The 25,248-nt window shown below is 42.4% G+C and carries 24 protein-coding genes; 1 reads left to right on the top strand and 23 read right to left on the bottom strand.

The genetic code is table 11. The annotated features are described in order from the left end of the window. Nucleotides 1–2: 2 nt before the first annotated feature. From H150_RS0100370 to H150_RS14620, 21 genes are all read right to left on the bottom strand, one after another. A complete protein-coding gene (locus tag H150_RS0100370) occupies nucleotides 3–1,496 on the bottom strand; it encodes a tetratricopeptide repeat protein (RefSeq protein ID WP_155970352.1) in 1,494 nt (497 codons plus the stop codon). Nucleotides 1,497–1,557: 61 nt separating this feature from the next. Next, nucleotides 1,558–3,744, bottom strand: coding sequence for a polysaccharide biosynthesis tyrosine autokinase (locus H150_RS0100365; protein WP_019957054.1), 2,187 nt, complete (start codon nucleotides 3,742–3,744; stop codon nucleotides 1,558–1,560). A 19-nt stretch (nucleotides 3,745–3,763) separates the two neighbouring features. Then, nucleotides 3,764–4,198, bottom strand: coding sequence for an arsenate reductase/protein-tyrosine-phosphatase family protein (locus H150_RS0100360; protein WP_026353344.1), 435 nt, complete (start codon nucleotides 4,196–4,198; stop codon nucleotides 3,764–3,766). A gap of 34 nt (nucleotides 4,199–4,232) precedes the next feature. Then, on the bottom strand, nucleotides 4,233–5,405 hold the full coding sequence (locus tag H150_RS0100355) for a polysaccharide export protein (RefSeq protein WP_211206658.1): 1,173 nt from the start codon (nucleotides 5,403–5,405) through the stop codon (nucleotides 4,233–4,235). A gap of 279 nt (nucleotides 5,406–5,684) precedes the next feature. After that, on the bottom strand, nucleotides 5,685–6,425 hold the full coding sequence (gene fabG, locus H150_RS0100350; RefSeq protein ID WP_019957051.1) for a 3-oxoacyl-ACP reductase FabG: 741 nt from the start codon (nucleotides 6,423–6,425) through the stop codon (nucleotides 5,685–5,687). 640 nt (nucleotides 6,426–7,065) lie between these two features. Next, complete coding sequence (locus tag H150_RS0100345) at nucleotides 7,066–7,326, bottom strand: hypothetical protein (protein WP_019957050.1); 261 nt, start codon at nucleotides 7,324–7,326, stop codon at nucleotides 7,066–7,068. Then, nucleotides 7,323–7,739: a phage holin family protein gene (locus tag H150_RS0100340; protein ID WP_019957049.1), complete on the bottom strand. Its 417-nt coding sequence runs from the start codon at nucleotides 7,737–7,739 to the stop codon at nucleotides 7,323–7,325. The genes H150_RS0100345 and H150_RS0100340 overlap by 4 nt, the downstream gene beginning before the upstream one ends. Nucleotides 7,740–7,813: 74 nt before the next feature. After that, on the bottom strand, nucleotides 7,814–8,125 hold the full coding sequence (locus tag H150_RS0100335) for an ElaB/YgaM/YqjD family protein (protein ID WP_019957048.1): 312 nt from the start codon (nucleotides 8,123–8,125) through the stop codon (nucleotides 7,814–7,816). A 172-nt stretch (nucleotides 8,126–8,297) separates the two neighbouring features. Then, nucleotides 8,298–9,191 (bottom strand): succinate--CoA ligase subunit alpha, encoded by an 894-nt coding sequence (sucD, locus tag H150_RS0100330; protein ID WP_019957047.1) that lies wholly within the window; start codon nucleotides 9,189–9,191, stop codon nucleotides 8,298–8,300. 11 nt (nucleotides 9,192–9,202) lie between these two features. Further along, a complete protein-coding gene (gene sucC, locus H150_RS0100325; RefSeq protein WP_019957046.1) occupies nucleotides 9,203–10,366 on the bottom strand; it encodes an ADP-forming succinate--CoA ligase subunit beta in 1,164 nt (387 codons plus the stop codon). A gap of 344 nt (nucleotides 10,367–10,710) precedes the next feature. Continuing rightward, entirely contained in the window at nucleotides 10,711–12,144 is a 1,434-nt protein-coding gene (gene lpdA / locus H150_RS0100320; protein ID WP_019957045.1) for a dihydrolipoyl dehydrogenase, read from the bottom strand. Nucleotides 12,145–12,202: 58 nt separating this feature from the next. Next, nucleotides 12,203–12,466 carry a hypothetical protein gene (locus tag H150_RS0100315; protein ID WP_019957044.1) on the bottom strand — a complete coding sequence of 88 codons (264 nt, stop codon included), beginning with the start codon at nucleotides 12,464–12,466 and terminating at the stop codon, nucleotides 12,203–12,205. A gap of 60 nt (nucleotides 12,467–12,526) precedes the next feature. Continuing rightward, complete coding sequence (gene odhB / locus H150_RS0100310; RefSeq protein WP_019957043.1) at nucleotides 12,527–13,735, bottom strand: 2-oxoglutarate dehydrogenase complex dihydrolipoyllysine-residue succinyltransferase; 1,209 nt, start codon at nucleotides 13,733–13,735, stop codon at nucleotides 12,527–12,529. Between the two features lie 66 nt (nucleotides 13,736–13,801). Continuing rightward, nucleotides 13,802–16,636 carry a 2-oxoglutarate dehydrogenase E1 component gene (locus H150_RS0100305; RefSeq protein ID WP_026353341.1) on the bottom strand — a complete coding sequence of 945 codons (2,835 nt, stop codon included), beginning with the start codon at nucleotides 16,634–16,636 and terminating at the stop codon, nucleotides 13,802–13,804. 89 nt (nucleotides 16,637–16,725) lie between these two features. Continuing rightward, on the bottom strand, nucleotides 16,726–18,006 hold the full coding sequence (gene gltA / locus H150_RS0100300) for a citrate synthase (RefSeq protein ID WP_019957041.1): 1,281 nt from the start codon (nucleotides 18,004–18,006) through the stop codon (nucleotides 16,726–16,728). A gap of 61 nt (nucleotides 18,007–18,067) precedes the next feature. Beyond that, a complete protein-coding gene (locus H150_RS13425; RefSeq protein ID WP_019957040.1) occupies nucleotides 18,068–18,310 on the bottom strand; it encodes an FAD assembly factor SdhE in 243 nt (80 codons plus the stop codon). Then, nucleotides 18,310–19,014 carry a succinate dehydrogenase iron-sulfur subunit gene (locus H150_RS0100290; protein ID WP_019957039.1) on the bottom strand — a complete coding sequence of 235 codons (705 nt, stop codon included), beginning with the start codon at nucleotides 19,012–19,014 and terminating at the stop codon, nucleotides 18,310–18,312. Before H150_RS0100290 ends, H150_RS13425 begins: the two co-directional genes overlap by 1 nt. Before the next feature lie 22 nt (nucleotides 19,015–19,036). Then, nucleotides 19,037–20,800 carry a succinate dehydrogenase flavoprotein subunit gene (gene sdhA, locus H150_RS0100285; protein ID WP_019957038.1) on the bottom strand — a complete coding sequence of 588 codons (1,764 nt, stop codon included), beginning with the start codon at nucleotides 20,798–20,800 and terminating at the stop codon, nucleotides 19,037–19,039. After that, nucleotides 20,797–21,147, bottom strand: coding sequence for a succinate dehydrogenase, hydrophobic membrane anchor protein (sdhD, locus tag H150_RS0100280; RefSeq protein WP_019957037.1), 351 nt, complete (start codon nucleotides 21,145–21,147; stop codon nucleotides 20,797–20,799). Before sdhD ends, sdhA begins: the two co-directional genes overlap by 4 nt. Continuing rightward, nucleotides 21,141–21,515 (bottom strand): succinate dehydrogenase, cytochrome b556 subunit, encoded by a 375-nt coding sequence (sdhC, locus tag H150_RS0100275; protein WP_040755111.1) that lies wholly within the window; start codon nucleotides 21,513–21,515, stop codon nucleotides 21,141–21,143. The genes sdhD and sdhC overlap by 7 nt, the downstream gene beginning before the upstream one ends. Nucleotides 21,516–21,643: 128 nt before the next feature. Continuing rightward, complete coding sequence (locus tag H150_RS14620) at nucleotides 21,644–22,384, bottom strand: GntR family transcriptional regulator (protein WP_019957035.1); 741 nt, start codon at nucleotides 22,382–22,384, stop codon at nucleotides 21,644–21,646. 220 nt (nucleotides 22,385–22,604) lie between these two features. Here H150_RS14620 and H150_RS0100265 point away from each other — a divergent pair, with 220 nt between their 5' ends. Continuing rightward, entirely contained in the window at nucleotides 22,605–23,585 is a 981-nt protein-coding gene (locus H150_RS0100265) for a malate dehydrogenase (protein WP_019957034.1), read from the top strand. A 57-nt stretch (nucleotides 23,586–23,642) separates the two neighbouring features. Here H150_RS0100265 and H150_RS0100260 read toward each other — a convergent pair whose 3' ends face one another. Next, the gene (locus H150_RS0100260; protein ID WP_019957033.1) at nucleotides 23,643–24,071 is read right to left on the bottom strand and encodes a hypothetical protein; all 429 of its coding nucleotides are present in this window, start codon (nucleotides 24,069–24,071) and stop codon (nucleotides 23,643–23,645) included. Nucleotides 24,072–24,076: 5 nt separating this feature from the next. Beyond that, a complete protein-coding gene (locus H150_RS0100255; protein ID WP_019957032.1) occupies nucleotides 24,077–25,222 on the bottom strand; it encodes a THUMP domain-containing class I SAM-dependent RNA methyltransferase in 1,146 nt (381 codons plus the stop codon). Nucleotides 25,223–25,248: the final 26 nt, after the last annotated feature.

Raw genomic sequence — 25,248 nt, 5'->3', positions numbered from 1 at the left:
GATTAGGCCACCATTCCAATATTATTATTTTTGAATTTTTGTACTAGCTTCGCCATCACCAAGATAACTTCCTCTGGTAAGTCATGCACATCGGTACGCAAACGTTTAGAGAATTCTTCTAGGCGCTCCCAACTTTCAGCACGCTCATACAATTCAAACAAATTGACATACAATTGAGGTTCATTTTTATGCAACTTAATACCTTGTTCAAGCGCTTGCATCGCCTCATCTAATTGGCCATACATCAAATAAGCATCGGCCTCTTGCAAAATACTATTTACATCTCGACCCAAGCTTTTCGCCAAGCTAGAACCTGTATCATCACTTACCAATGGTAAACTCATGCTGGCACTTTTAGGCTGCATTCGATAACCAAACTCACGACCAATATCACGTACTTCTTGCTCATTGCTAACCATAGCCAAACGATTTAATACTTCATGATTGCCTAAACTATAGCCCCAGCCTAACATTTTATCTTTAATATTTTGACCATTCTTGCCCAAAATATTATACAACTCCCATAAATGATGGGCGAATGCATCGATATTTTTATTTTGGTAATCCAAGCCCAATGCGTCCACCAATGCAGCTGCTGGATTTTTCAATTTAGACAATGAACGGTCAAATTTATGTGTAAAAGTAGTGTAATCGGCAAAGGTTCTCATCAATTTTACTGCGTGATCATTAGGTAACATCGCAGAAATCACTTGCAACTCTTCATGTGTTACCGGCTGTAAGGAACCATGTCCGACCACCAATTTACCTTCTTCGATGCCAGTAGCAGCACGAGCAACCATCTGAATATTAGAATCATGACTTGCCATACTCTCAGCTGGCATAGCCTGAGATTTTTCTGCAACAACTTGATTCTCATGCTGTTCAGTATGCAAAACCTGCGTATTAATGGTTTCAACATCCCAACTCAACACTTCATCCGCTAATACACGTAATTCTAGGTTATTAGCATCTTGCTCCAAACCAACACGAATGATTTCACCCACTTGCTCATTAGTGAATTCATTTTTGCTGGTTCTTACAAAATCACTCAACGCCTCGTAGTTTTCTAAGCTTAAATATAATGAAGACAATTCTAATAAAATATCTACATTTTTAACTTGGTGAGATTGAATATAAGCATGTAAGGACTCAGCTGCTTTATCCAAATAACCGAATTCTTTATAAACTTTGTATTCTGTTAAAGGATCGACCTCCTCTACAGATACCTTAACAGGTTGGCTCAAATTAATTTGAGTTAGCTGATCTTCAATGTTTTTAGAAGCTGAGTCACTTTCCTCGGTTTCAGAATTGGCATGCTCACCTTTAGCTTGCCTAGACTTATCTGATTTTTGAGCTTCGTTTTTATTTTTTTTCTTCAGCCCTGCTTTTTCAGATGCTTGACTGCCAGCGGCCTTAGATTGCTTGTCCTTCACAATCTTAAAGACCACTAACAAACCAATCAAAGCAACAATTAAAATAATGTGCATTGTTTCCAATTGAATCACCCTAATCAAATATCAATTTGGTATTTTTAACTTTTTAAAAGTTATCAAATATTTAAGATCGATGTTGATAATTATTATATGCCTCATACGCATATTGGTTATTTGCAGATTTTTCTACGCCATTCAAAACAGCACCTTTAACCACAACATTACTACTGTTAAATCGTGAAATAGTATTTTCAATATCTTGTTCGGTTGTCACGCCATAACGTGCCACAATCACAGTACTACCAACTTGTTGACCCATGATTGCTGCGTCAGTAACTGCCATAATAGGAGGTACATCCAAAATAATATAATCGTATTGACTCATTGCTTCTTTGAGTACATGAGTTAAATCTGAGCTCATCAACAATTCAGCAGGATTATTTGGTAATTCGCCCCTCGTGATAATATCCAAACCATCTATTTCAGTTTTGCGAATAGCATCATTTACGGTACATTTACCAGATAGCACATCACTAAAACCAAAGTCTAATGGCTGTTTAAGCATGGCATGTAAATAGCCATTTCTCATATCTGCATCAACAATTAAAACTTTTTTAGACGATTGCGCCATCACAACAGCCAAGTTCACACTGACAAAGCTTTTACCCAAACCTGAAGTAGCGCCAGACACCATCAAAATATTATTTTTAGCTTCCATCACCATAAAGTAAACACTGGTACGCAATGCTCTAATAGCCTCTACCGTTGCATCAGTTGGCATTTCTTTGGCTAACAAGTAATCTGTACGAGTTGCTTTACTGTTGTTTTTACTTTTAAATAATGTATCTTTGTTTTTTTGCACTGTCGATAATGGAATGCTGGCTAACACATCCACACCCAATTTATTTAAACTCTGCGCTTCCGTAATCGTACGATTAAATAAAGATTTTAATACAAAATAGACAGAAGCCAAACCAGCGAAACCGATTGTTAACAAGAACAATATCAATGATTTTTTCGGTTTAATCGGCTCTTCTAAGGTAACTCCCTCATCTACTACGCGCACTTTACCAGAACTACTTGCCTGTAAAATTGAGAACTCTTGGCGCTTATTCAACAACTGCATATACACTGCCTGCTGTATTTCTACTTCACGACGCAAACGAATAATATCTTGTTGTAGCTGTGGCATAGTGGATACACGCTGCGTCAAACTATCTTTATTACTCATTAAAATTTTTCGTTGTTCCAACAAGGCTTGGTAGTTTGGATGATCTTTGGTAAACAATTCAGCCAACTCGGCTTCTTTAGTCGCCAACATAGTCAAGTCCGCCTCTATTTTCGTGAGGTTCTGTAAAATCGAGGCGGCCTCTACCGTCAGATCAATTGTCGCATTTTTTTCACGGAAAGCATTATATTCATCTTCAGCAATTTGCAAAGACTCTTTGGTTACAGGCAGCTGCTTATTAATAAAATCTAAGCTTTTTCCTGCAGAAGAAATACCAAACTCTTGATCTTGTACCACATAATTTGACACTACCTGATTCAAAATATTTTTAATCAGGGCTTTATCCGTACCCACATAAGAGAAAGCTAAAATACCGGTATCACGCCCAACGTCATTAACTGTTAAATTATTACGCATCGCTTCAATAGCTGCCAGGCGAGACTGTTTTGTTAATAGAAACTTCTGACCCTCTTTGGCGTCAATCTGACTCACAAAGAGTTCAATTCCCGAAGCTTTCAAAGAACTACCTACTTTACCCTCTATCGGATTAGAATCAGCGGTCTTACCATCAATATCTTCAGGTATATAAAGACGATAACTTTTACCATCAATATTTTCTAAAATAAACTCTCGGTTTCTAAGTTGATCGGATATATTAAATACTTTAACCCCTAAAGCTTTATTGGCAGCTATATTGTCACGTGATAATTGGCCTATCAAAGGTAATTCATCATATTGAATTTGCAGATCTATACCCAAATCATCCACAGTCTTGCCTAAAACCATACGGGATCTAGCTAAGTTGATTTCAATATCTGATTTATTACCACCACCACCACCTAACAAACTTGCAGCACCGCCTCCTCCAAGAATCGAATTATTTTGATTTGAACTAACTTGAATCAATGCAGAAGCTTTGTAAACAGGAGACGCCAACATCAAATACACCACTGCTAACAACAATCCTGCCCCTCCTGCTGCAATAATTTTATACTTATTAAAATTAATTACATCCCATAATTGATGTAAATCAATTTCATCATTTCGAGAATTGTTATTACGTGTATTTTCTGCATTAGCCATCAACAATAATCTTCCAAATTTAACCTAATTTTTGTGCCCAATATTTCGCTGCGTCATCAACTTTTTGATAAACCAATGCAAACATTTCATCACTTTTTTGATAAGGATCGGCAATATCTTTATCGCCACCAAGCCACTGGCCAAATAGCATAACCTTGCCTCGAGACATAGGACAAATACCATCAATCACATTAGCGTGCCCAGCTTCCATGACTAAAATCAAATCCGCCTCTTGACACATTTTTTGAGTCAACTGCTTGGCCTCATGCTTAGATAAATCAATATGATGTTCTGCTGCAATAGCTTGAGCTTGTGCATCAGCCTGACTCCCAACCAAAGCCTTGACCCCTGCTGAATCAATTTGACAACGAGTCACATATTTTTTCAACAATGCCTCACCAATAGGCGATCTACAGATATTCCCTACGCATACTACAAGTATTTTATTAAACATACTACCATCACCATGCTACTTATCTTTTTTAGAATTAAAAGCTACCAACCGAATTACTTACCGCCAATAAACTTGATACTGAAGGGAAAATATTAGATAAAACGCGATTCCAACGTGCCACAGGAGCCGCAGTTACATAAACCACATCATTAGGCTCTAGTTGAAACTGCGCTCCCAAGACATGAGCACTGGCATCAGATAAGTCCAGTTGGTAAATTTTACCTATTTTATTATTTGACATACCACTTTCAGCTCTAATCACAAAAACACCTTTGGCATTAGCAATATTATTATTCAAGCCATTGGCTGCACCTAAAGCAGCCGTTAATGTCATGCCAGCGGGTTCCATACGCAACGTTTTTTGCGCCTGTACTTCTCCTAAAATGTGCACTTTCATACGCTCATTATTAGGTACATAAACCACATCGCCATCTTTCAACAATAAGTTTTGGCTTAAATCACCGTGTTGCATCAAATCATACAAAGAAACTGCAAGATCTCGACCATCACGAGTGATTTTAATATTTTGGATGTCCGCATTTTCATTGTAACCGCCCACATTATTAATGGCATCTAACAAAGTTAAAGGAACATTCGTAATAGGCAATTGATTAGATGCCCTCACTGCACCAGAAACATACACTCGTTGCGAACGGTATTGAACCACATCAACTTCAACTTTAGGATTTTTAATATAGCCCGCCAAACGCTGAGTGACGATACGACGAATTTCAGTCGTGGTTTTACCTGCAACAGAAATAGCGCCCACATAAGGATAATAAATCCGACCATCTTCATGTATAACTTGACCAGCAGTTGTTGGCATATCTCTAGAAGATGACACAGGTACAACCCCAACTGGAGCCATCAACTGAGGATGATCCCAAACAGTCACTCTCAATACATCGCCAGCTTGTACACGATATTGGTATTTTTGCTTGGCTTGCAATAATGCAATATTTTCTTTTGAATGCAACGCAGGTTTTTGCAAACGCTGAACCAATAAAGGTGTAATAGGATAAATATCTACCAACTCATCAATACTGACGTGTTGATCTGATTGTGCTACAACATTTTTATTATTAATTTTGAGTGCAGAACCCGGAACCGTACAAGCAGCTAAGCTGGCTACCATGGAACTAATTAAAACAATATTCTTTACTGATTTCACTGTGCGTGTACCCAAAATTTTAAAATTAACATTCAATCGACATCAACCCACTCTACCAACATCACCATACCAAATATATAGTATATATTGATTTGCATTAATTCTTAGTGGATCAAACAAACGTTTCACTATGGCTTATATATAACACTCACAGCAATGCCAATATTATAGATAGATATATTTATTTAGATTCTAACCGAAATTGCCATCAATGTAACTGTTAGATATCAATTAAGCACCATTACTAAGCCAAATTCCCAACATCTCATAAAAAAAGCGCCCTGTAAAATTACAGGACGCTTTCATTCAATTCAATTACAAAGTTAAGCCACCAGTGACTTCAATGGCTGCACCATTAATATAGCTGGCTTCATCTGACGCCAAGAATGCATATACATTCGCGATTTCACTTGGCTCAGCCAAACGTTTCATCGGAATGTTATCCGCCATACTTTGCAATACTTTTTCTGGCATGGCTTTCAAAATTGGCGTACCTACAAAACCTGGACAAACTGCATTGGCACGAATGCCTTTTTTACCCAATTCGCGCGCCCATGTTTTCACCATACCAATGACACCGAACTTCGTAGCAGCGTAATTGGTTTGGCCAAAGTTGCCGTACACGCCCACAACTGAGCTGGCATTCAAAATCACGCCAGAGCCTTGTGCCACCATAGTGTCTACCAAAGCGCGCGCCATGTTGTAAGAGCCTTTCAAATTGATATCGATGACTTTATCAAATTGGTCTTCAGTCATTTTAATCAATTGCGCATCCAATACGATGCCAGCATTATTAACCAAAATATCAATGCGACCTTTATCAGCTAACAACGCATCGCGCATCGCCGCAATTTGGTCTGTTTTGGTCACATCCAAAATGTAACCGACCGCTTGACCGCCAACAGCCTCAACTTCTTTGATGGCTGCATCAATGGCTTCTTGATTCAAATCACCAATGGCTACAAACGCACCTTCTTGTGCAAATTTGATGGCAGTTGCCAAGCCAATACCACTTGCACCACCCGTAATGATTGCAACTTTATCTTGTAAACGCATTTTATCAGTTTCCTTCTACGAAATTTAGTTTCATTTTTGCTCTGTAGTAGGCGTACCTTAACCGATTTTTTTGCAACGCACAACAAAAAATTTAAGCTGATTTTTTCTTTAACATAAAGCAACAATACTGCGATTCACACTGGTAAAAACCAAAGAAATAATCTATTTAACATACATCATTCCTATCTGGATGAGACATTAATCTCAATCTAACTTTTTTTCCGTGAGTATCAAATACGGTACACCGAAGCCACTCTTAGCTTTAACGCTGTTAACCACCATGCTCACCCAATATCACCAAAATGTTATTTCCAGTCATCTATAAGAATTATTTTCAGATGGTATTCAGATACTATAATCGTACTCAAATTAATCAATTTAAACGTTGCTGTTTTTGCCAAATCCAACCAACCAATGGGCAATACCCTATCACCACATCATAAACACCTTATAAATAAAACAGTTTTCCTCTCAAACACTGTGTATCTTTAACCAAACGCACATCTAATATAATTGTTGTAAATTTCTTACAATTATTCATAAAAAAGCCAATTCGCCTGAATCAATGCCCTCATTGACCAATACGCACCATAAATCCATTGAAAACCAAAGAAAAACGCCTGATATTCAGGCGTTGGGTTTAAGAGCGCTTTTTCTTAAAAAATGCCAGTAGCGCAGTGATGACCAGCATTAAAATTTTATTGTGCACAGTGTTCGGTGTTATAAAAGCGCGCCAAGTCTCTGGATTGACCTCACCCAATTGCCTCACTACCGATACATTGCCCAACAAAGAATGGGATGTTTTCTTACGCAAATGGCGGGCATATTGATTATTCAACATACGCAAGCGAATGATTTGTGCTTCTAACTCCAATAATTCTTTTTCTTCATCAGGTGTCATTTTTCCAACTCCTCAATATGAATGTCACCGTAATTTTTTTGCCCGCGAATATAGGCTAAGTCGTCCTGTAAATCATCCAGTGTGGTTTTTAAAAATGCTTGTTGACTTTGCAAAGCATTCAAAATCATGGCTGTCAAAGAGGCAACGACAATCAGAGCCAAGCCAACCAATCCAAAAAACACCCAAATTTTTGCCACTGGGCTCAATACAGCATTCAAAGCAAACAACAAACAAATAATACCTAGAAATGCGACCACTACCGCAGCAATGGCACACAAGATGATTTTTAACAACGCATCTTTGAAACCCAACAAATCTACCCGAGCCATTTTGGCGCGTATCAACAGCAAATCTAAACCGTCGCCGAGCAAATCTTTTAACAGTGAAAATTGACTTGGATGGTCTTTACTCACAAGCTTCTCCTTTCACATCAGATACAAACTGCCTCAGAATGATGCTCATCCTGAGGCAGACTATTGAGATTATTTCACTTGCGTGTCAACAACACACCCAATAACAAACCCGCAGCTGCCGCAATGCCCAATGCTTGATAAGGTTTTTCATGCACCAATACATCGGCCTGCTTGGCCGTTTCTTTGGCTTTGTCTGCCACAGTCGCTTCTAACGAAGCGTATTTGACCTTGGCATTGTCCAATTGATCTTTCAATTTAGACTTTAATTCTTGCGCTTCGGCAGATCCATCATCTACTGCCGATTTGTACAATGTTTCAGCCTCTTTCAAAACTTCGCGCACATCGTTCAACAATTCATTTTTGCGATTTTCAAATTCTTGTGACATCTTTCATTCCTCCAGAAGTAAACAATCAATCTGCGATGGCAATCAATAACTACACATTTATTGCACTCGCTATATCTTAAGCATACAACAAAAAGCGTCCTGTAAGTTTACAGGACGCTTTTATTTTCAAATCTACACAAACATTTCATTTATGTTGATTTTTATCAAGCCATTACTTAACCATGCCACGTGCTTTTAACACTTCCAACATGGTCGAACCCAACTCAGCAGGGCTACGAGTGTAAGCCATGCCTGCGCGTTCAAAAGCTGCGAATTTCTCATCAGCAGTACCTTTACCACCAGAAATGATTGCACCAGCATGACCCATACGTTTGCCTTTAGGCGCGGTCACACCAGCGATGTAGCCCACAACAGGTTTGGTCACGTTAGATTGGATGTATTCAGCTGCTTCTTCTTCCGCAGTGCCGCCAATTTCACCAATCATGATGATTGCGTCAGTGTCTGGGTCGTTTTGGAACAATTCCAAAGCATCAATTTGGTTCATACCAGGAATCGGGTCACCACCGATACCGATACAAGTAGACTGACCCAAGCCCAATTTGGTGGTTTGCGCCACAGCTTCGTAAGTCAAAGTACCAGAACGAGAAATGATACCGATGCGACCTGGTGTATGAATGTGACCTGGCATAATACCAATTTTACATTCGCCTGGAGTGATCACGCCTGGGCAGTTAGGACCTACCAAACGTGTACCATTACCGTTGGTTTCCAAGTAACGCTTGGCTTTCAACATATCAATCGTTGGCACACCTTCAGTAATCACCACAATCAAACCCACGCCTGAATCTACCGCTTCAACGATAGAATCCAAAACAAATGGTGCTGGCACATAGATTACAGAAGCATCTGCACCTGTTTCTTTAACCGCATCTTTCATGGTGTTGAATACTGGCAAGTTCAAGTGAGATTGACCACCTTTACCAGGAGTCACACCACCGACTACTTGAGTACCATAAGCCAAAGCTTGTTCAGAGTGAAAAGTACCGTTTTTACCGGTAAAACCTTGTACCAATACTTTGGTATTTTTATTGACTAAAACGCTCATTCATTCACTCCTTATTTAACAGCTTCAACGATTTTTTGAGCTGCGTCAGACAAACCATCAGCAGGGATCAATTGCAAGCCAGAATCACGCAAGATTTGCGCACCCAACTCTGCATTGTTGCCTTCCAAGCGCACAACCACTGGTACGGTTACGTTCACTTCTTTGACCGCAGCAATAATCGCTTCAGCAATCATGTCGCAACGTACAATACCACCGAAGATATTAACCAATACGCCTTGCACAGAAGGATCAGCCAAAATCAATTTGAACGCTTCAACCACGCGTTCTTTGGTCGCGCCACCACCAACGTCCAAGAAGTTTGCAGGTTGGCCACCGTACAATTTGATGATGTCCATGGTTGCCATTGCCAAACCAGCACCGTTCACCATACAGCCGATGTTGCCTTCCAAAGCCACATAGTTCAAATCAAACTCAGAAGCTTTCAATTCACGCTCGTTCTCTTGAGATTTGTCACGTTGAGCAGCCACTTCTGGCAAACGGTACAAAGCATTAGAATCGATGCCGATTTTTGCATCCACACAAGCCAATTCGCCATTTTCACGCACAGACAATGGGTTGATTTCAAACAAAGCAAAATCGTTTTCAACAAAAGCTTGGTAAGAACCTGTCATCAATTTGACGAATTGATTGATTTGCTTGCCTTCCAAACCCAAAGCAAACGCCGTTTCACGCGCTTGGTTAGGCAACAAGCCTACCAATGGATCCACAGTCACTTTGATGATTTTTTCAGGTGTTTCTTCTGCTACTTTTTCAATTTCCACGCCACCTTCAGTTGATGCCATGAAAGTGATACGACGGCTAGAACGATCTACCACTGCACCCAAGTACAACTCACGCGCTACTGGATACATGTCTTCACAAATCAACACGCTGTTAACTGGCTGACCCGCAGCATCTGTTTGGTAAGTCACCAAATTGGTACCAATCAAGCTCTCAGCCACTTCTTTGGCTTCTTCACGGGTTTTAACCACTTTAACACCGCCAGCCTTACCACGACCACCAGCATGGACTTGTGCTTTAACGACCGCAAATTTACCACCCAATTCGTCAAACGCAGCCGCAGCTTCGTCACCATTGGTGGCCAAGATACCACCTTGTACTGGCAAACCGTAATTTGCTAACAAGGCTTTTGCTTGATATTCATGTAAATTCATCAGAGTTTCCTCTATCTAAGTTAAACGAATTGCTTACGCAATCATCAGTTAATACACTCAAAATTCATCATTCAAAGCCGTCTGTACCCAATTAATCAAAGCCATCAGTACAAATTACTATGCTCGATGCATCACTTTTTAACAAACCATACGTCATTAAGCAAGTATTTACATCTTATATCAGACGTTTTTTATTTGAAGGCGGCCTGTAAACCACTCAAAGATGCAGATACCTGCTGATATACCTGAACCAAACTTACTGTCATGACAATGTGGTTGCAAACATCCAATTGAAAATTTATTTACATATAAATAAAAACGCACCCGAAGGTGCGTTTGTTTATTTAGCCGTGCAATGCACGCTTGTCCGTCGCCAATGCGGCCTCATGTAATACTTCCGACAAACTCGGGTGCGCATGAACGATGCGACCGATGTCTTCAGCAGATGCCTTGAACTCCATGGCCATCACGCCTTCAGCAATCAATTCTGAAGCGTTAGGGCCAATGATGTGAACGCCTAATACACGATCGCTTTCAACATCTTTCAAGATTTTAACTGTACCTTGCGCAGAACCTAAGCCCAACGCACGACCATTGGCAGCAAAACCTGAAGTACCTTTGGCATATTTCACGCCTTCGGCTTTCAATTGTTCTTCAGTTTTACCAACCCAAGCCATTTCTGGATGGGTGTATACCACGAATGGAATGGTGTTGAAGTCTAGATGTGGTTTTTGACCCGCGATACGTTCAGCCACAGCCACACCTTCGTCGCTGGCTTTGTGTGCCAACATCGGGCCACGAACCACATCACCAATTGCCCATACATTAGGCAAGTTAGTACGGCAATCGCCATCCACAGTAATGAAACCACGTTCGTCTTTAGCCAAGCCCACTGCTTCAGCATTCAAACCGTTGGTGTTAGGAACGCGGCCAATGGCTACAATCAATTTGTCGAAGGTTTCAGATTTCGCTTCACCTTTGACTTCGTAGTTAACAGTGACATTATCGCCATTGTTCACCACTTCATTGATTTGCACGCCCAACTCGATTTTCATACCTTGTTCTTTGGTCAAAATCTTGAAGGCTTCTTTAGCGATTTGTTGGTCAGCATTGGCCATAAATGTTGGCATCGCTTCCAAAACAGTCACTTCTGAACCCAAACGATTCCAAACAGAACCCATTTCCAAACCAATCACGCCCGAACCAATCAAGCCCAATTTCGCAGGAACCGCATTCACGTTCAACGCGCCTTCGTTGTCCAAGATGATTTTGTTGTCAACAGGAGCGATAGGCAATGGACGTGGGGTAGAACCGGTAGCGATAATCACATGCTTGGCTTCAACCACAGATTTTTCGCCTTGGTTGTCCACTTCTACTTGCCACAAATCACCGTTTTGCGCTTTTAAAGAACCCAAACCATGGATAGACTCAACTTTGTTCTTTTTGAACAAGAAGCCGATACCACCAGTCAATTTGGTCACGATTTCGTCTTTGCGAGCAATCATGGTTTCAGCGTTGAAGCTGTTAACAGTCACATCGATACCATGAGCTGCAAATTCTTCAGAAGCTTGATGGAAGTTTTCAGAAGATTGCAACAAAGCTTTAGATGGGATGCAACCCACGTTCAAGCAAGTACCGCCCAAAGCTGGCGCGTCACCTGCTTTATTGCGACCTGCATCGATACAAGCTGTTTTAAAACCTAATTGTGCGGCACGGATGGCTGCGATATAACCGCCAGGACCCGCACCAATCACTACTACATCATATTGAGTAGACATTTATTCATCCTTTTTACAGGACGCTTTAAGCGTCCTGTAAGCTTTCATTGTTTGAAATTTAACGACATTTAAATGGGCTGCCCTCAACAGGGATGCCTAAGCGGTTTTTCACCACTACCGAATGTGTATTGCGTTGAGACTGGCAAATCGTTTGTACTGCCAAATCTTGACCTTCTTTATTAAAAGAAAAATTGGTCTTTTTGCTGACTATTTGACCCTTGGCATTCATGGCTTCAGCCGAATAATGCTGCGTCACATGAGAGCCAGTTTGACAAGCGGCCAACAAACCCAACACACTGGCACATAAAATAAATCGTTTCATCACAAAACCCTCTTTATATTATGGTCAGTCAGGCCACCGCAAGCGATGGCCCACATGCCATTAAATATCCAACAACAAACGTGCAGGATCTTCCAAAGCGTCTTTGATGGCTACCAAAGTCAATACCGCTTCACGACCATCAATCAAACGGTGGTCGTAAGACAATGCCAAGTACATCATTGGCAATGCAACCACTTGACCATTCACAACCATTGCACGCTCTTTAGTAGCATGCATGCCCAAAATCGCAGCTTGTGGTGGGTTGATGATAGGGGTAGACATCATAGAACCAAAAGTACCGCCATTGGTAATACTGAAAGTACCGCCAGTCAAATCTTCCAACGCCAATTTGCCATCTCGTGCTTTTACCGCAAATTCAGCAATTTGTTTTTCGATGTCAGCCAAAGACATTTGGTCAGCATTGCGCAAAATAGGCACTACCAAACCACGTGGGCTACCGATAGCCACACCAATGTCAAAGTAACCATGGTAAACCACGTCTTTGCCATCGATAGAAGCATTCACTACTGGGAATTTTTTCAATGCAGCCACTGCAGCTTTAACAAAGAAAGACATGAAGCCCAATTTAACGCCGTGCTCTTTTTCAAATTTTTCTTTGTATTTCGCGCGCAATTCCATCACAGGTTTCATGTTCAATTCATTGAACGTGGTCAAGATGGCATTTTCAGACTGTGATTGCAACAAGCGCTCAGCAATACGTTGACGCAAACGAGACATTGGTACGCGTTGTTCAGGACGGTCACCTGCAATTTGTACCGCAGGTGTTGGGCTAACAGCAGGCGCAGCAGCAGGAGCTGCAACAGGTGCTTGAGCAGCAGCAACGTCTTCTTTCAACACGCGACCAGCACGGCCTGAACCTTGAACGGTAGACACGTCAATGCCTTTTTCAGCCGCTAATTTTGCAGCAGCAGGCATCGCAACACCCGCTTGTGCATTGCTTTGTGGAGCCGCTTCAACAGCAGCTGGCGCAGCCGCAGCAGGTGCAGCAGCAACGTCACCTGCTTTAGCAGCAGTGTCGATGCGAGCGATCAATTGACCAGAAACCACAGTCGCACCATCTTGTTCGATGATTTCAACCAAAACACCTGCTTGAGGTGCTGGCAATTCCAACACAACTTTATCGGTTTCCAAATCAATGATGTTTTCATCACGTTCAACAGCATCGCCCACTTTTTTGTTCCAAGTCATCAATGTGGCTTCAGATACGCTCTCAGGCAATACTGGTACAGTAACTTCAATAATAGACATTACATTCTCCTAAATCAGGGGTTGGTCGCCCAATGTATATGGCGACCAAATCTTAGCGACTCATTATTACGCGTCTAAATTGCAAGCAGTTTCAACCAATGCTTTCAATTGTGCCGCATGTTTGCTCATATAACCTACAGCAGGAGACGCGCTGGTTGGGCGGCCTGCAAAAGTCACTTTTTGTTTGTCAGTTGACACAGACTCGATGCGGTGACGGATTTGGTACCATGCACCTTGGTTTTTCGGTTCTTCTTGTGCCCACATAATTTCTGTTGCATTGGTGTAACGGCTTAATTCCGCAGCCAACACTTCGTACGGGAATGGATACAATTGTTCCACACGCACGATAGCGATTTCTTCTTCCGAGCCACGTTCTTTACGACCTGCTACCAAATCATAGTAAACCTGACCTGCACACAATACCACGCGTTTCACATTGGCATCATCACGTTCATGCGCATCACCAATCACAGTACGGAAACCCGAACCTTCAGTGAATTGGCTCAAATCGCTCATAGAGTCTTTGAAACGCAACAAACGTTTTGACATGAAGATGATCAATGGCTTGCGATATGGACGCAATACTTGACGACGCAACACGTGGAACATTTGTGATGCTTCTGACATCATCACGATTTGCATGTTGTGCTCAGAGCACAATTGCAACCAACGCTCCAAACGAGCAGATGAGTGTTCAGGACCTTGACCATCGTAGCCATGAGGCATCAACACAGTCAAACCACACAAACGACCCCATTTGGTTTCACCTGAAGCGATGAATTGGTCAATCGCCACTTGTGCACCATTCGCGAAGTCACCAAATTGCGCTTCCCAAATCACCAATTGCTCAGGTGCTGAACATGCAAAACCATATTCGTATGCCAAGACCGCTTCTTCATTCAAGATAGAGTCGATGACCATGAAATTGGCTTGGTTTTCAGACATGTTGCGCAATGGAATGTAAGCACCCGCATCCCATTTTTCACGACTTTGGTCATGGAAAACAGCATGGCGGTGTGAGAACGTACCGCGACCTGAGTCTTCACCAGAAATGCGCACGCCATTGCCATTGGTCACCAAACTTGCATACGCCAAGTTTTCTGCCATACCCCAATCAATAGGCATTTCACCAACACCCATTTTCTTACGGCTTTCCAACAATTTTTTCACCGTATTGTGCAATTGGAAGTCAGCAGGCACTTGAATCAATTTTTCAGACAAACGTTGGATGTCTGCAGCAGGCAATGCCGTGTCAACAGGGTGCGCCCAATGCGTACCCATGTATTGTGACCAATCCAAAGCATGTTTGCGTTGGTAGTCGGTCAACTTGGTTTGCTCTACGTGTTCGCCTTTGTCCAAAGCGGCACGATAAGTCTTGATCAAGTTGTCGCTGTCTTCTGCTGAAACCACGCCTTCTTTGGCTAATTTTTCAGCGTAAATGGCGCGTGAACCTGGATGTTGTGCAATTTTTTTGTACATCATTGGTTGAGTCAAATAAGGATCATCGCCCTCGTTATGACCCAGTTTGCGGTAACAAACCAAATCCACAACCACGTCTTTTTTGAACTTCATGCGGTAATCAATGGCCGCCTGCATCACATAGCAAACTGCTTCTGGATCATCACCGTTCACGTGGAAAATCGGTGCATCCACCATTTTGGCAATGTCAGTACAGTACACAGTTGAACGGGTATCGCGTGTGTCTGAAGTGGTAAAACCAATTTGGTTGTTGATAACGATATGCACAGTACCACCAGTGGTATAACCACGGGTTTGTGACAAGTTGAACGTACCTTGGTTAACACCCAAACCAATGAAGGCAGAGTCACCGTGAATCAACACAGGCATCACTTGTTTTTGACCATCTTCACCACGACGGCGTTGACGAGCACGTACAGAACCTTCAACCACTGGGTTCACAATTTCCAAATGCGATGGGTTAAATGCCAAAGAAATGTGCATCGGACCGTTTGCAGTAGGAATGTCTGAGCTAAAACCATTGTGGTATTTCACGTCACCGCTAGGCAATTGTACAGTGTACTTGCCTTCAAATTCGCTGAACAAATCTTTAGGCGATTTGCCCAAGATATTCACCAACACGTTCAAACGACCACGGTGAGCCATACCAATAATGACTTCTTCCACGCCTTCTTTGGTTGAATTTTGAATCAAATAATCCAACGCAGGAATCGCCGCTTCGCCACCTTCCAAAGAGAAACGTTTTTGACCCACATATTTGGTGTGCAAGTAACGCTCTAAGGTTTCGGCAGCAGTAATTTTACCCAAAATGCGTTTTTTGGTTTCGGTGTTAAAACGAGGGGTAGACAAATCGTTTTCAAAACGGTCTTGCACCCAATGTTTTTCTTCCGAACGAGTGATGTGCATGTATTCCACACCCACCGTACCGCAGTAAGTTTGTTGCAATTTGTTAATAATTTCAGACAACGGCAAACGGTCGCTGCTAGAAAAATTACTAGACGCATTGAACTGAACCGCCATATCTTCGGCTGTCAAGCCGTAAGATGCTGGATCCAATTCTGAATAATATTGTGAGCTCATGCGTTGCAATGGGTCGATGTTCGCATGGCGAGAACCCAAAACACGGTAAGCTGAAATCAAGCGCAATACAGCCACTTGTTTTTTCATGGCATTGGCATCCAACGACGCGCTGGCTGCATGTTGTGTTACAGGACGCTTGGCCATTTCGACAAATGATTGTTGAATCGGCGCATGTGCTACATCTCGTGCAGCCGCTCCCGGTAAGGTAACGATTTCATCAAAATATTGTTTCCAATGACTGTCGACCGAGCTAGGATCTTTCAAGTACATCTCGTACAGCTCTTCAATATATGGTGCATTGGAACCATATAAATACGATAAGCCGAATTCTTCATTCATCATGGCAAAAGACCTTTAATACTGTCTGCCTAAGCAAACTTTAAATGTATAAGACAGCACCGGCTGTCAAGTCGGTGCTGTCAACGACGCTATTAGCGTTTATCTTCAGGGATGTAGTCGCGACGTGGAGAACCAGTATACAACTGACGTGGACGACCAATTTTGTACAACGGGTCAGCAATCATTTCGTGCCAATGGCTGATCCAACCTACAGTACGAGCCAAAGCAAAAATCACAGTGAACATAGAAACTGGGATGCCCAAAGCAGACAATACGATACCAGAGTAGAAGTCTACGTTAGGGTACAATTTGCGCTCAACGAAGTAAGGATCGTTCAATGCAATTTGTTCCAATTCCATAGCCAACTTGAATTTAGGATCGTTTTCCAAGCCCAATTCTTTCAACACTTCATCACACGTTTGTTTCATGATTTTAGCGCGTGGGTCCATGTTTTTGTAAACACGGTGACCGAAGCCCATCAAACGGTGTGTACGGTCTTTAACGCCTTGCATGAATGCAGGAACGTTTTCAACCGAACCGATTTCGTCCAACATTTTCAACACAGCTTCGTTCGCGCCACCGTGAGCAGGACCCCACAAGCAAGCGATACCAGCTGCAATGGCTGCAAACGGGTTAGTGCCAGAAGAACCAGCCAAACGTACAGTAAAAGTAGAAGCATTTTGTTCGTGATCTGCATGCAAGATGAAGATGCGATCCAAAGCTTTCACCAATACTGGGTTTGGTGTGTATTCTTCACATGGTGTAGAGAACATCATGTGCATGAAGTTGGCAGTGTAAGACAAGTCGTTACGTGGGTACACGAAAGGTGCGCCAGTTGAGTAACGGTAGCACATTGCAGCAATCGTAGGGATCTTAGAAATCATGCGGTATTCAGCCACACGACGGTGATCTTGATTGTTGATGTCCAAACTGTCTTGGTAGAATGCAGCCAATGCGCCAACCACACCAGTCATCATCGCCATAGGGTGAGCATCACGACGGAAACCACGGAAGAACCAAGTCAATTGTTCGTGAACCATAGTGTGTTTTGTGATGGTATTTACAAACTCTTCACTTTGTTGTTTGGTTGGCAATTCACCGTATAACAACAAATAACAAGTTTCTAAATAATCACTGTCTTCAGCCAATTGCTCAATTGGGTAACCACGGTAGTACAACTGACCTTCATCACCATCGATGAACGTGATTTTTGACTCGCAGCTTGCAGTAGAAGTAAAGCCAGGATCGAATGTGAATGCGCCTGTTTCTTTCAACAAGCTACGGATATCGATCACATCAGGGCCCAAAGTACCTTCCAAAATCGGGAAGCTTACTTCTTTATCTTCTACTTTCAATGATGCTTGCTTGGTCATTTTATCTCCTTAGTGTTTTGGTTTTTTCAGGACGCTGGTATTACAAGCGTCCTGTAAAGGATTAAGCCGAACGAATCAGCGTTATCAGTGCCTCAAAACGTTCTTCAGGCACTTCTTGATAGCCATTGACGATGGCTAAAAAGTCTTGGTCTTGCCAATCCAGAATGTCACGGAACACCTCCAACTCACCCTCACTCAAAGCATCAAAATGCGTTTTCATAAAGCGGGTTAAAACAATGTCCAGCTCTAACAATCCACGTCTGGTCAAATAGCGCAGGCGTTTTTTCTCGGCATCGGTCATCATCAGATGGCTCGTTTCAACATCAATTCTTTAATCTTACCAATAGCACGGGTAGGATTTAAGTGTTTAGGACATACGTCCACACAGTTCATGATGGTATGGCAACGGAACAAACGGTATGGATCATTCAAATCATCCAAACGCTCACTGGTGCGCGTGTCACGAGTATCTGCAATGAAACGGTAAGCATTTAACAGGCCAGATGGACCGACAAATTTATCAGGATTCCACCAGAATGATGGACATGCAGTCGAACAACATGCGCACAAAATACATTCGTACAAACCGTCCAACTCTTTGCGCTCTTCTTGCGTTTGCAAGCGTTCGCGGGTCGGAGCTGGTGTGTCATTGATGACATAAGGCTTGATAGAATGGTATTGATTGAAGAACTGAGTCATGTCCACAATCAAGTCACGAATAATCGGCAAACCTGGCAATGGGCGCAATTGAATCGGCTGCTTCAAATCGCGCACGTTGGTCAAACATGCCAAGCCGTTTTTACCATTGATATTCATGCCATCAGAACCACAAATGCCTTCACGGCAAGAGCGACGGAAAGACAAGCTGTCGTCTTGTGCTTTTAATTTCACCAAAGCATCCAACAACTTCACATCCGTTGGTTCTAATTCAACTTCATAATCTTGTAAATACCACTTTTCATCTTTATCTGGATTGAAACGCAATACTTGAAATTTAAACTTTTCCATGAGAGGTATCCCTAAATTCTTATTAGTAAACGCGCTTCGCAGGCTTGATGTAATCAACAGTCAGAGGCTTGGTGTGAACTTCTTTGTAAGTCAAAGAGTTGTCTGCCGCATGCCACAAAGTGTGTTTCATCCAAACTTCATCATCACGATCTGGATGGTCATCAGAAGCATGTGCACCACGAGATTCTTTACGCGCTTCAGCAGAAGTCAAAGTTGCTTTCGCCACTTCAATCAAGTTGTCCAATTCCAAAGCCTCAGAACGAGCAGTATTCCATACTTTAGATTTGTCTTTGATCTCGGTTTTTTTCACACGCTCAGCCAAAGCCAATACTTTTTGTACGCCATCTTTTAAAATGGCATCAGTACGGAATACACCTGCATGACTTTGTACCATGCGTTGCAATTCAGTACGCAACGCGTCTACATCTTCACCACCAGTTTGGTTTTCCAAACGAGCCAAACGTTGGCGTGTAAATTCACCCGCATCTGCTGGCAATTCTTTCCAAGTTTCTTGAGTTTGAATGTAAGAAATCATGGTATCGCCTGCGGCTTTACCAAACACCACCAAGTCAAGCAATGAGTTCGTACCCAAACGGTTCGCGCCATGTACAGAAGCACAAGCACACTCACCCGCTGCATAAAAACCATTCACAACCGCTTCAGGATTGTCACCTTGAGGCACAACCACTTGACCACGGTAATTGGTCGGAATACCACCCATCATGTAATGCGTTGTTGGCACTACTGGAATTGGATCTTTAATTGGGTCAACACCAGCAAAGTTAATCGCGATTTCACGAATGCCTGGCAATTTTTCAATAATCTTGTCAGCACCTAAGTGATCCACTTTTAACAATACGTGGTCTTTGTTTTTACCACAGCCACGACCTTCAAAAATTTCCATCGCCATAGCGCGAGAAACCACGTCACGAGAAGCCAAATCTTTTACTGTTGGCGCATAACGTTCCATGAAACGCTCACCATTGCAATTCAACAAGATACCGCCTTCGCCACGCACACCTTCGGTAATCAATACGCCCGCACCCGCCACACCTGTTGGGTGGAATTGCCAGAACTCCATGTCTTCCAAAGGAATGCCTGCACGAGCAGCCATGCCCAAGCCATCGCCTGTGTTCATAAATGCATTGGTAGAAGATGCGTAAATACGACCGCCACCGCCAGTGGCAAACAATACTGCTTTAGCATGCAAAATGAATACTTCACCAGTTTCCATTTCCAACGCAGTCACGCCAATCACATCACCAGCTTCATTGCGAACCAAGTCCAAAGCCATCCACTCAACGAAAAATTGAGTATTGGCACGCACGTTTTGTTGGTACAAGGTATGCAACATCGCATGACCTGTACGGTCAGCCACAGCACAAGCACGCTCTACAGCACGCTTACCGTGTTCAGCAGTATGGCCACCGAATGGACGTTGGTAAATTTTGCCGCTTTCAACACGGTCAAAAGGCATACCCATGTGTTCCAATTCAATGACAGCATCAGGCGCAGCACGCGTCATGAATTCGATGGCATCTTGGTCACCCAACCAGTCCGAACCCTTAACGGTATCGTACATATGCCAATCCCAACGGTCTTCTTGTACATTGCCCAAAGAAGCAGAAATACCACCTTGAGCCGCCACAGTATGAGAACGGGTTGGGAACACTTTAGATAAAACGGCTGTATTCAAACCAGCTTTTGAAGTTTGTAAGGCAGCACGCAAGCCCGCACCACCGCCACCAACGATAACGGCATCAAAACGACGAACAGGATAAGTCATGCTAACCCCCAAATAACTTTAAATGAATAAATCACACAACCTAGCAACCAAACAATGGTGCCAACGTGTAAGAACAAACGCAAACCAGCAGATTTGCTCAAATAGTCCATCCACAAGTCACGAATACCTACCCATGCGTGCAACGCTACGGCAATGAATGTGATTTGGGTGAACAAACGTACCCAAGTTTGGCCAAAAAATTCACGCCATGCAGCATAGTCACTTGGGATAGTGAACAATAAGACAATCATAGCGACGGTATAAATGGCCATGATGACAGCAGTCACACGCTGCATGATCCAATCGCGCAAGCCATAATGCGCGCCGGTCAAATTACGATTTACCATAACAACGCTCCCAAAACGACAGTCAACGCCAATGCCGCAGCAAATACCAACTTAGCGGTATTACGGGCAGTTTCCAATTCTAAACCTTTGTGCATATCCAACAATAAAAAGCGGATACCAGCCAAGAAATGGTGTAAATAAGCCCACAACAAGCCTAACAATAACAATTTAACAATTGGATTGCCAACCAAAGCTTGATATTGATTAAAAGCATCTTCAGTGCTCAACGTACCTGCAAATAAGCACAGTAGTAATGGTAAGCAAATGAATAAGCCGACGCCACTGACCCTGTGTAAAATTGACACAATACCAGGGATAGGCAGACGCGTCTTTGCGAGGTCTATGTAGACAGGTCTTTGTTTATGCATTGATGGTTCCTTAAAAATTGCGTAAGTTAAATAAGGTAAAACAACTGTTTAAATATAATGTCACTAATACATTAATTTACGCCCAGCGCAATTTACTCTTTTTTAATTTCGGTGAAAAGCCTTTATTATCATATTTTAAACAATGGCATTGCAGACAAGTTCAATTGATAATGGCGCGTGAGTATATAACGTTTTTGCACCATTACCATCTCACTCTTGCTATCAGCACTTTTCATTTGCATGAATAAAACAGGCTCTTCAGCCGAAACTTTCAAAATGCTGGCCTGCTCAGTGTTCAAACCACCTACACCAATCACACAAGCTTGCTCGACGACAGCAACCGAATACTCTTTCAGCAGTAAGTCACCGACGCTCAAACGAGTGCTCAATTGACGACGATTAAAATCAGGCAATCTTTCATATGGCAAATAAACCTCTTCTAAAGCCACCACATGAATTTGATGTCGCCAAACAATCAAAACGCGCCACATCAATGGATTACCCATTCTGACATTAAAGAGCTGGTTGATGTCTGCTCCAACATGAACAGCTGCCACGCTCAAAATCTCATGCTTGGGGAAAATTACATGCGACTCTTTATCAAATACATTGACCAAGCCACATCGTCCCCAATCACCATATTGATCGGCTACAAAAGTGCCCACGCCTTGTTGACGGTACAGCACTTTTTTAGCCACCAATTCTTCCAAACCTTTTCTCACCGTTCCTTGACTAACATCCAATTTTTTTGCCAATTGGAATTCTGTTGGAATGGCTTGATGTGGTTTGTATATCCCTGCTGCAATCTGCTGCCGCACAAAAGCGGCTACTTGCACATACAAAGGATTTTTAGAAGTCGGCTTTGACATGAAGGCTATTGTAACGCTTGATATGGAAAAGTGAAATTATGTCTTATATAAGATATAAGAGATTTATTTAAACATATTAATAAAATCTTTTTACGCAAACAGAAAAGTTTTGCTATGATTCAGGTCGGCTCGAACCGCCATGCCATGTAATTTATATGTCTGTAACAGACGGTATCGATACTTTGAATTGTCGTAACTCGTTTATACGTGGAGAAAAAATATGAAAGCACCTGTACGTGTTGCCGTAACCGGCGCAGCTGGCCAAATTGGCTATGCTTTGTTGTTCCGCATTGCTAGCGGCGAAATGTTGGGCAAAGACCAACCTGTTATTTTACAATTATTGGATTTACCACAAGCTCAAAACGCTGTTAAAGGCGTGATGATGGAATTGCAAGACTGTGCATTCCCATTGTTGGCTGGTATGGTTGCCACTGATGATCCAGAAGTGGCATTCAAAGACGCACAAGTTGCGATCTTGGTAGGTGCTCGTCCACGTTCTAAAGGCATGGAACGCGCTGACTTGTTGGCTGCTAATGCTGAAATCTTTACTGTTCAAGGCGCTGCATTGAACAAAGTGGCTGACCGTGATGTAAAAGTATTGGTTGTAGGCAACCCAGCTAACACCAACGCTTACATTGCAATGAAATCAGCACCTGATTTAAATCCAAACAATTTCACTGCGATGTTGCGCTTAGACCACAACCGTGCGTTGAGCCAAGTAGCTGAAAAAACTGGTAAAGCTGTTGGCGATATTGAAAAATTGTGTGTTTGGGGCAACCACAGCCCAACCATGTATGCTGACTACCGCTTTGCAACCATCAATGGTGAAAACGTTAAAGATTTGATCAACGACCAAGTATGGAACGCTGAAGTGTTCTTGCCTACCGTTGGCAAACGTGGCGCAGCCATCATTGAAGCGCGTGGCTTGTCTTCTGCTGCTTCTGCTGCAAACGCAGCTATCGACCACATCCACGACTGGTGGTTGGGTACTGATGGCGCTTGGGTAACCATGGGTATTCCTTCTGATGGTTCTTACGGTATTCCTGAAGGCACTATGTTCGGTTTCCCTGTGACTTGCGCTAACGGTCAATACGAAATCGTTCAAGGTTTGGAAATCGATGCATTCAGTCAAGAACGCATCAACATCACTTTGGCTGAATTGGAAGAGGAAAAAGCTGGCGTGGCTCACTTGTTGCCATAATCAAGCGTCCTGTAAAAAAAGCCGCTGAAATTCAGCGGCTTTTTTATTGGTCAAAGCTTATTTACAATTTTGAAATTCGCGCGGCAAACCATTGTCTTTCGCCAAAACCGCACCTTCGCTATTGCATAACATCACATTCGATATTCTCGAACCAATCAGTTTTGTCGTATCATAATCAACAGACATCTCCATCGCTCGCAATGATTCGCTTTGTAAACCCAAGTTCAAACGATAACAGCCTTCGCTACGATGTTTCAAAATCAAACCCCACCAACCAGTTTGTATTTTATCACGACATGATACTGAGCTATATTGGCTCATATTGACTTTAACAGAACTCAAATCACCAATCGCTTTACTAATGACAGTTTTATCTTGTAACTCTGTCAAAATAGCGCTGCGTAACTGTATGTATTGGTAGCCACAAAAAATGGCATACACCAATCCTCCTAAAAACATTACATTGAAAATTGTACGCAAATTCATTCTTGTCAATCTCCCCTATTGGAACCTTTAACCATATCAAATACAAACAAACGGCAATCCAATTTACCATTGAACAGCGGAATCTTGCGTGCAGGCTTCAATCTCACGCCAGTAGGCAATGTGCGGTCGGCCGTAATCAAAGCGACTTTCCAACCTGAGAACTGTTGCTTCAAGACACTGCCCAGTTGTGGGTAAAACCCACGCAAAAAGTGTTCATCTTCCAAACGAATACCATATGGCGGATTAGACACCACAATACCTTCAGCAGCAGGTGCTGTTGCTTGTGCCATATCTTGTACATTAAACACAATCAAATCATCCACACCTGCTTGATGTGCATTGTTCAATGCTGTTTTCAAAACACGTCTGTCCACATCAGATGCTTTTAAAGGTGACACAACATCTGTGACTGCTTGTAAAGCGTTTTGTTTGATAGTCGCCCACAAAGCTTTATCAAAACCTTTTAATTTTTCAAAACCATAATGACGATACAAGCCTGGTGCTTGATTTTTAGCAATTAAGGCCGCCTCAATCGCAATGGTGCCACTGCCACACATCGGATCATAAAATGCTTGGGAGCCATCATAACCTGCCAATAACAACAAACCTGCCGCCAAATTTTCACGCAATGGCGCTTCACCCGTATCATCACGATAGCCACGTTTAAACAACGCCTCACCACTGGTATCGAGCATCAAGCGCGCTTGTGTACCTTCTACAAACATATGAATGCGCACATCAGGGAAAGTCTTGTCTACGCTTGGACGTTTACCGGTTTTTTCACGGAAAACATCACACACAGCATCTTTGACTTTCAAACCCAAAATATCAATGCGGTTAAAAGGTGTTTTTTTACCCGTCACATTGACTTTGATTAAATCATTAACATCAAACCAATAAGCCCAATTCACCTTAAGCGCCAACTGGTAGGCCGCATCCTCGCGTGGGCAAGCGCCACGCACCAACTCCACCAAAACACGAGAAGCAACTCGAGAATGTAAATTGATTTGATAGACTTGTTTCCATGAGCCTGTACAATCCACACCGCCATCAACCGTATGAATGTATTGCAATGACAAAGCATTCAGCTCATCTACCAAGACACTTTCCAAACCACGTGGACAAGTGATAAAAATTTTCAGTGCGGTCATAACTTCACTTTGTGACAAAATAGCGT

The organism is Vitreoscilla stercoraria DSM 513, assembly GCF_000382305.1.
Taxonomy (GTDB): Bacteria; Pseudomonadota; Gammaproteobacteria; order Burkholderiales; family Neisseriaceae; genus Vitreoscilla; species Vitreoscilla stercoraria.
The sequence above is the reverse complement of the archived record's forward strand: the minus strand, read 5'-3'. Positions and strand labels throughout refer to the sequence as shown.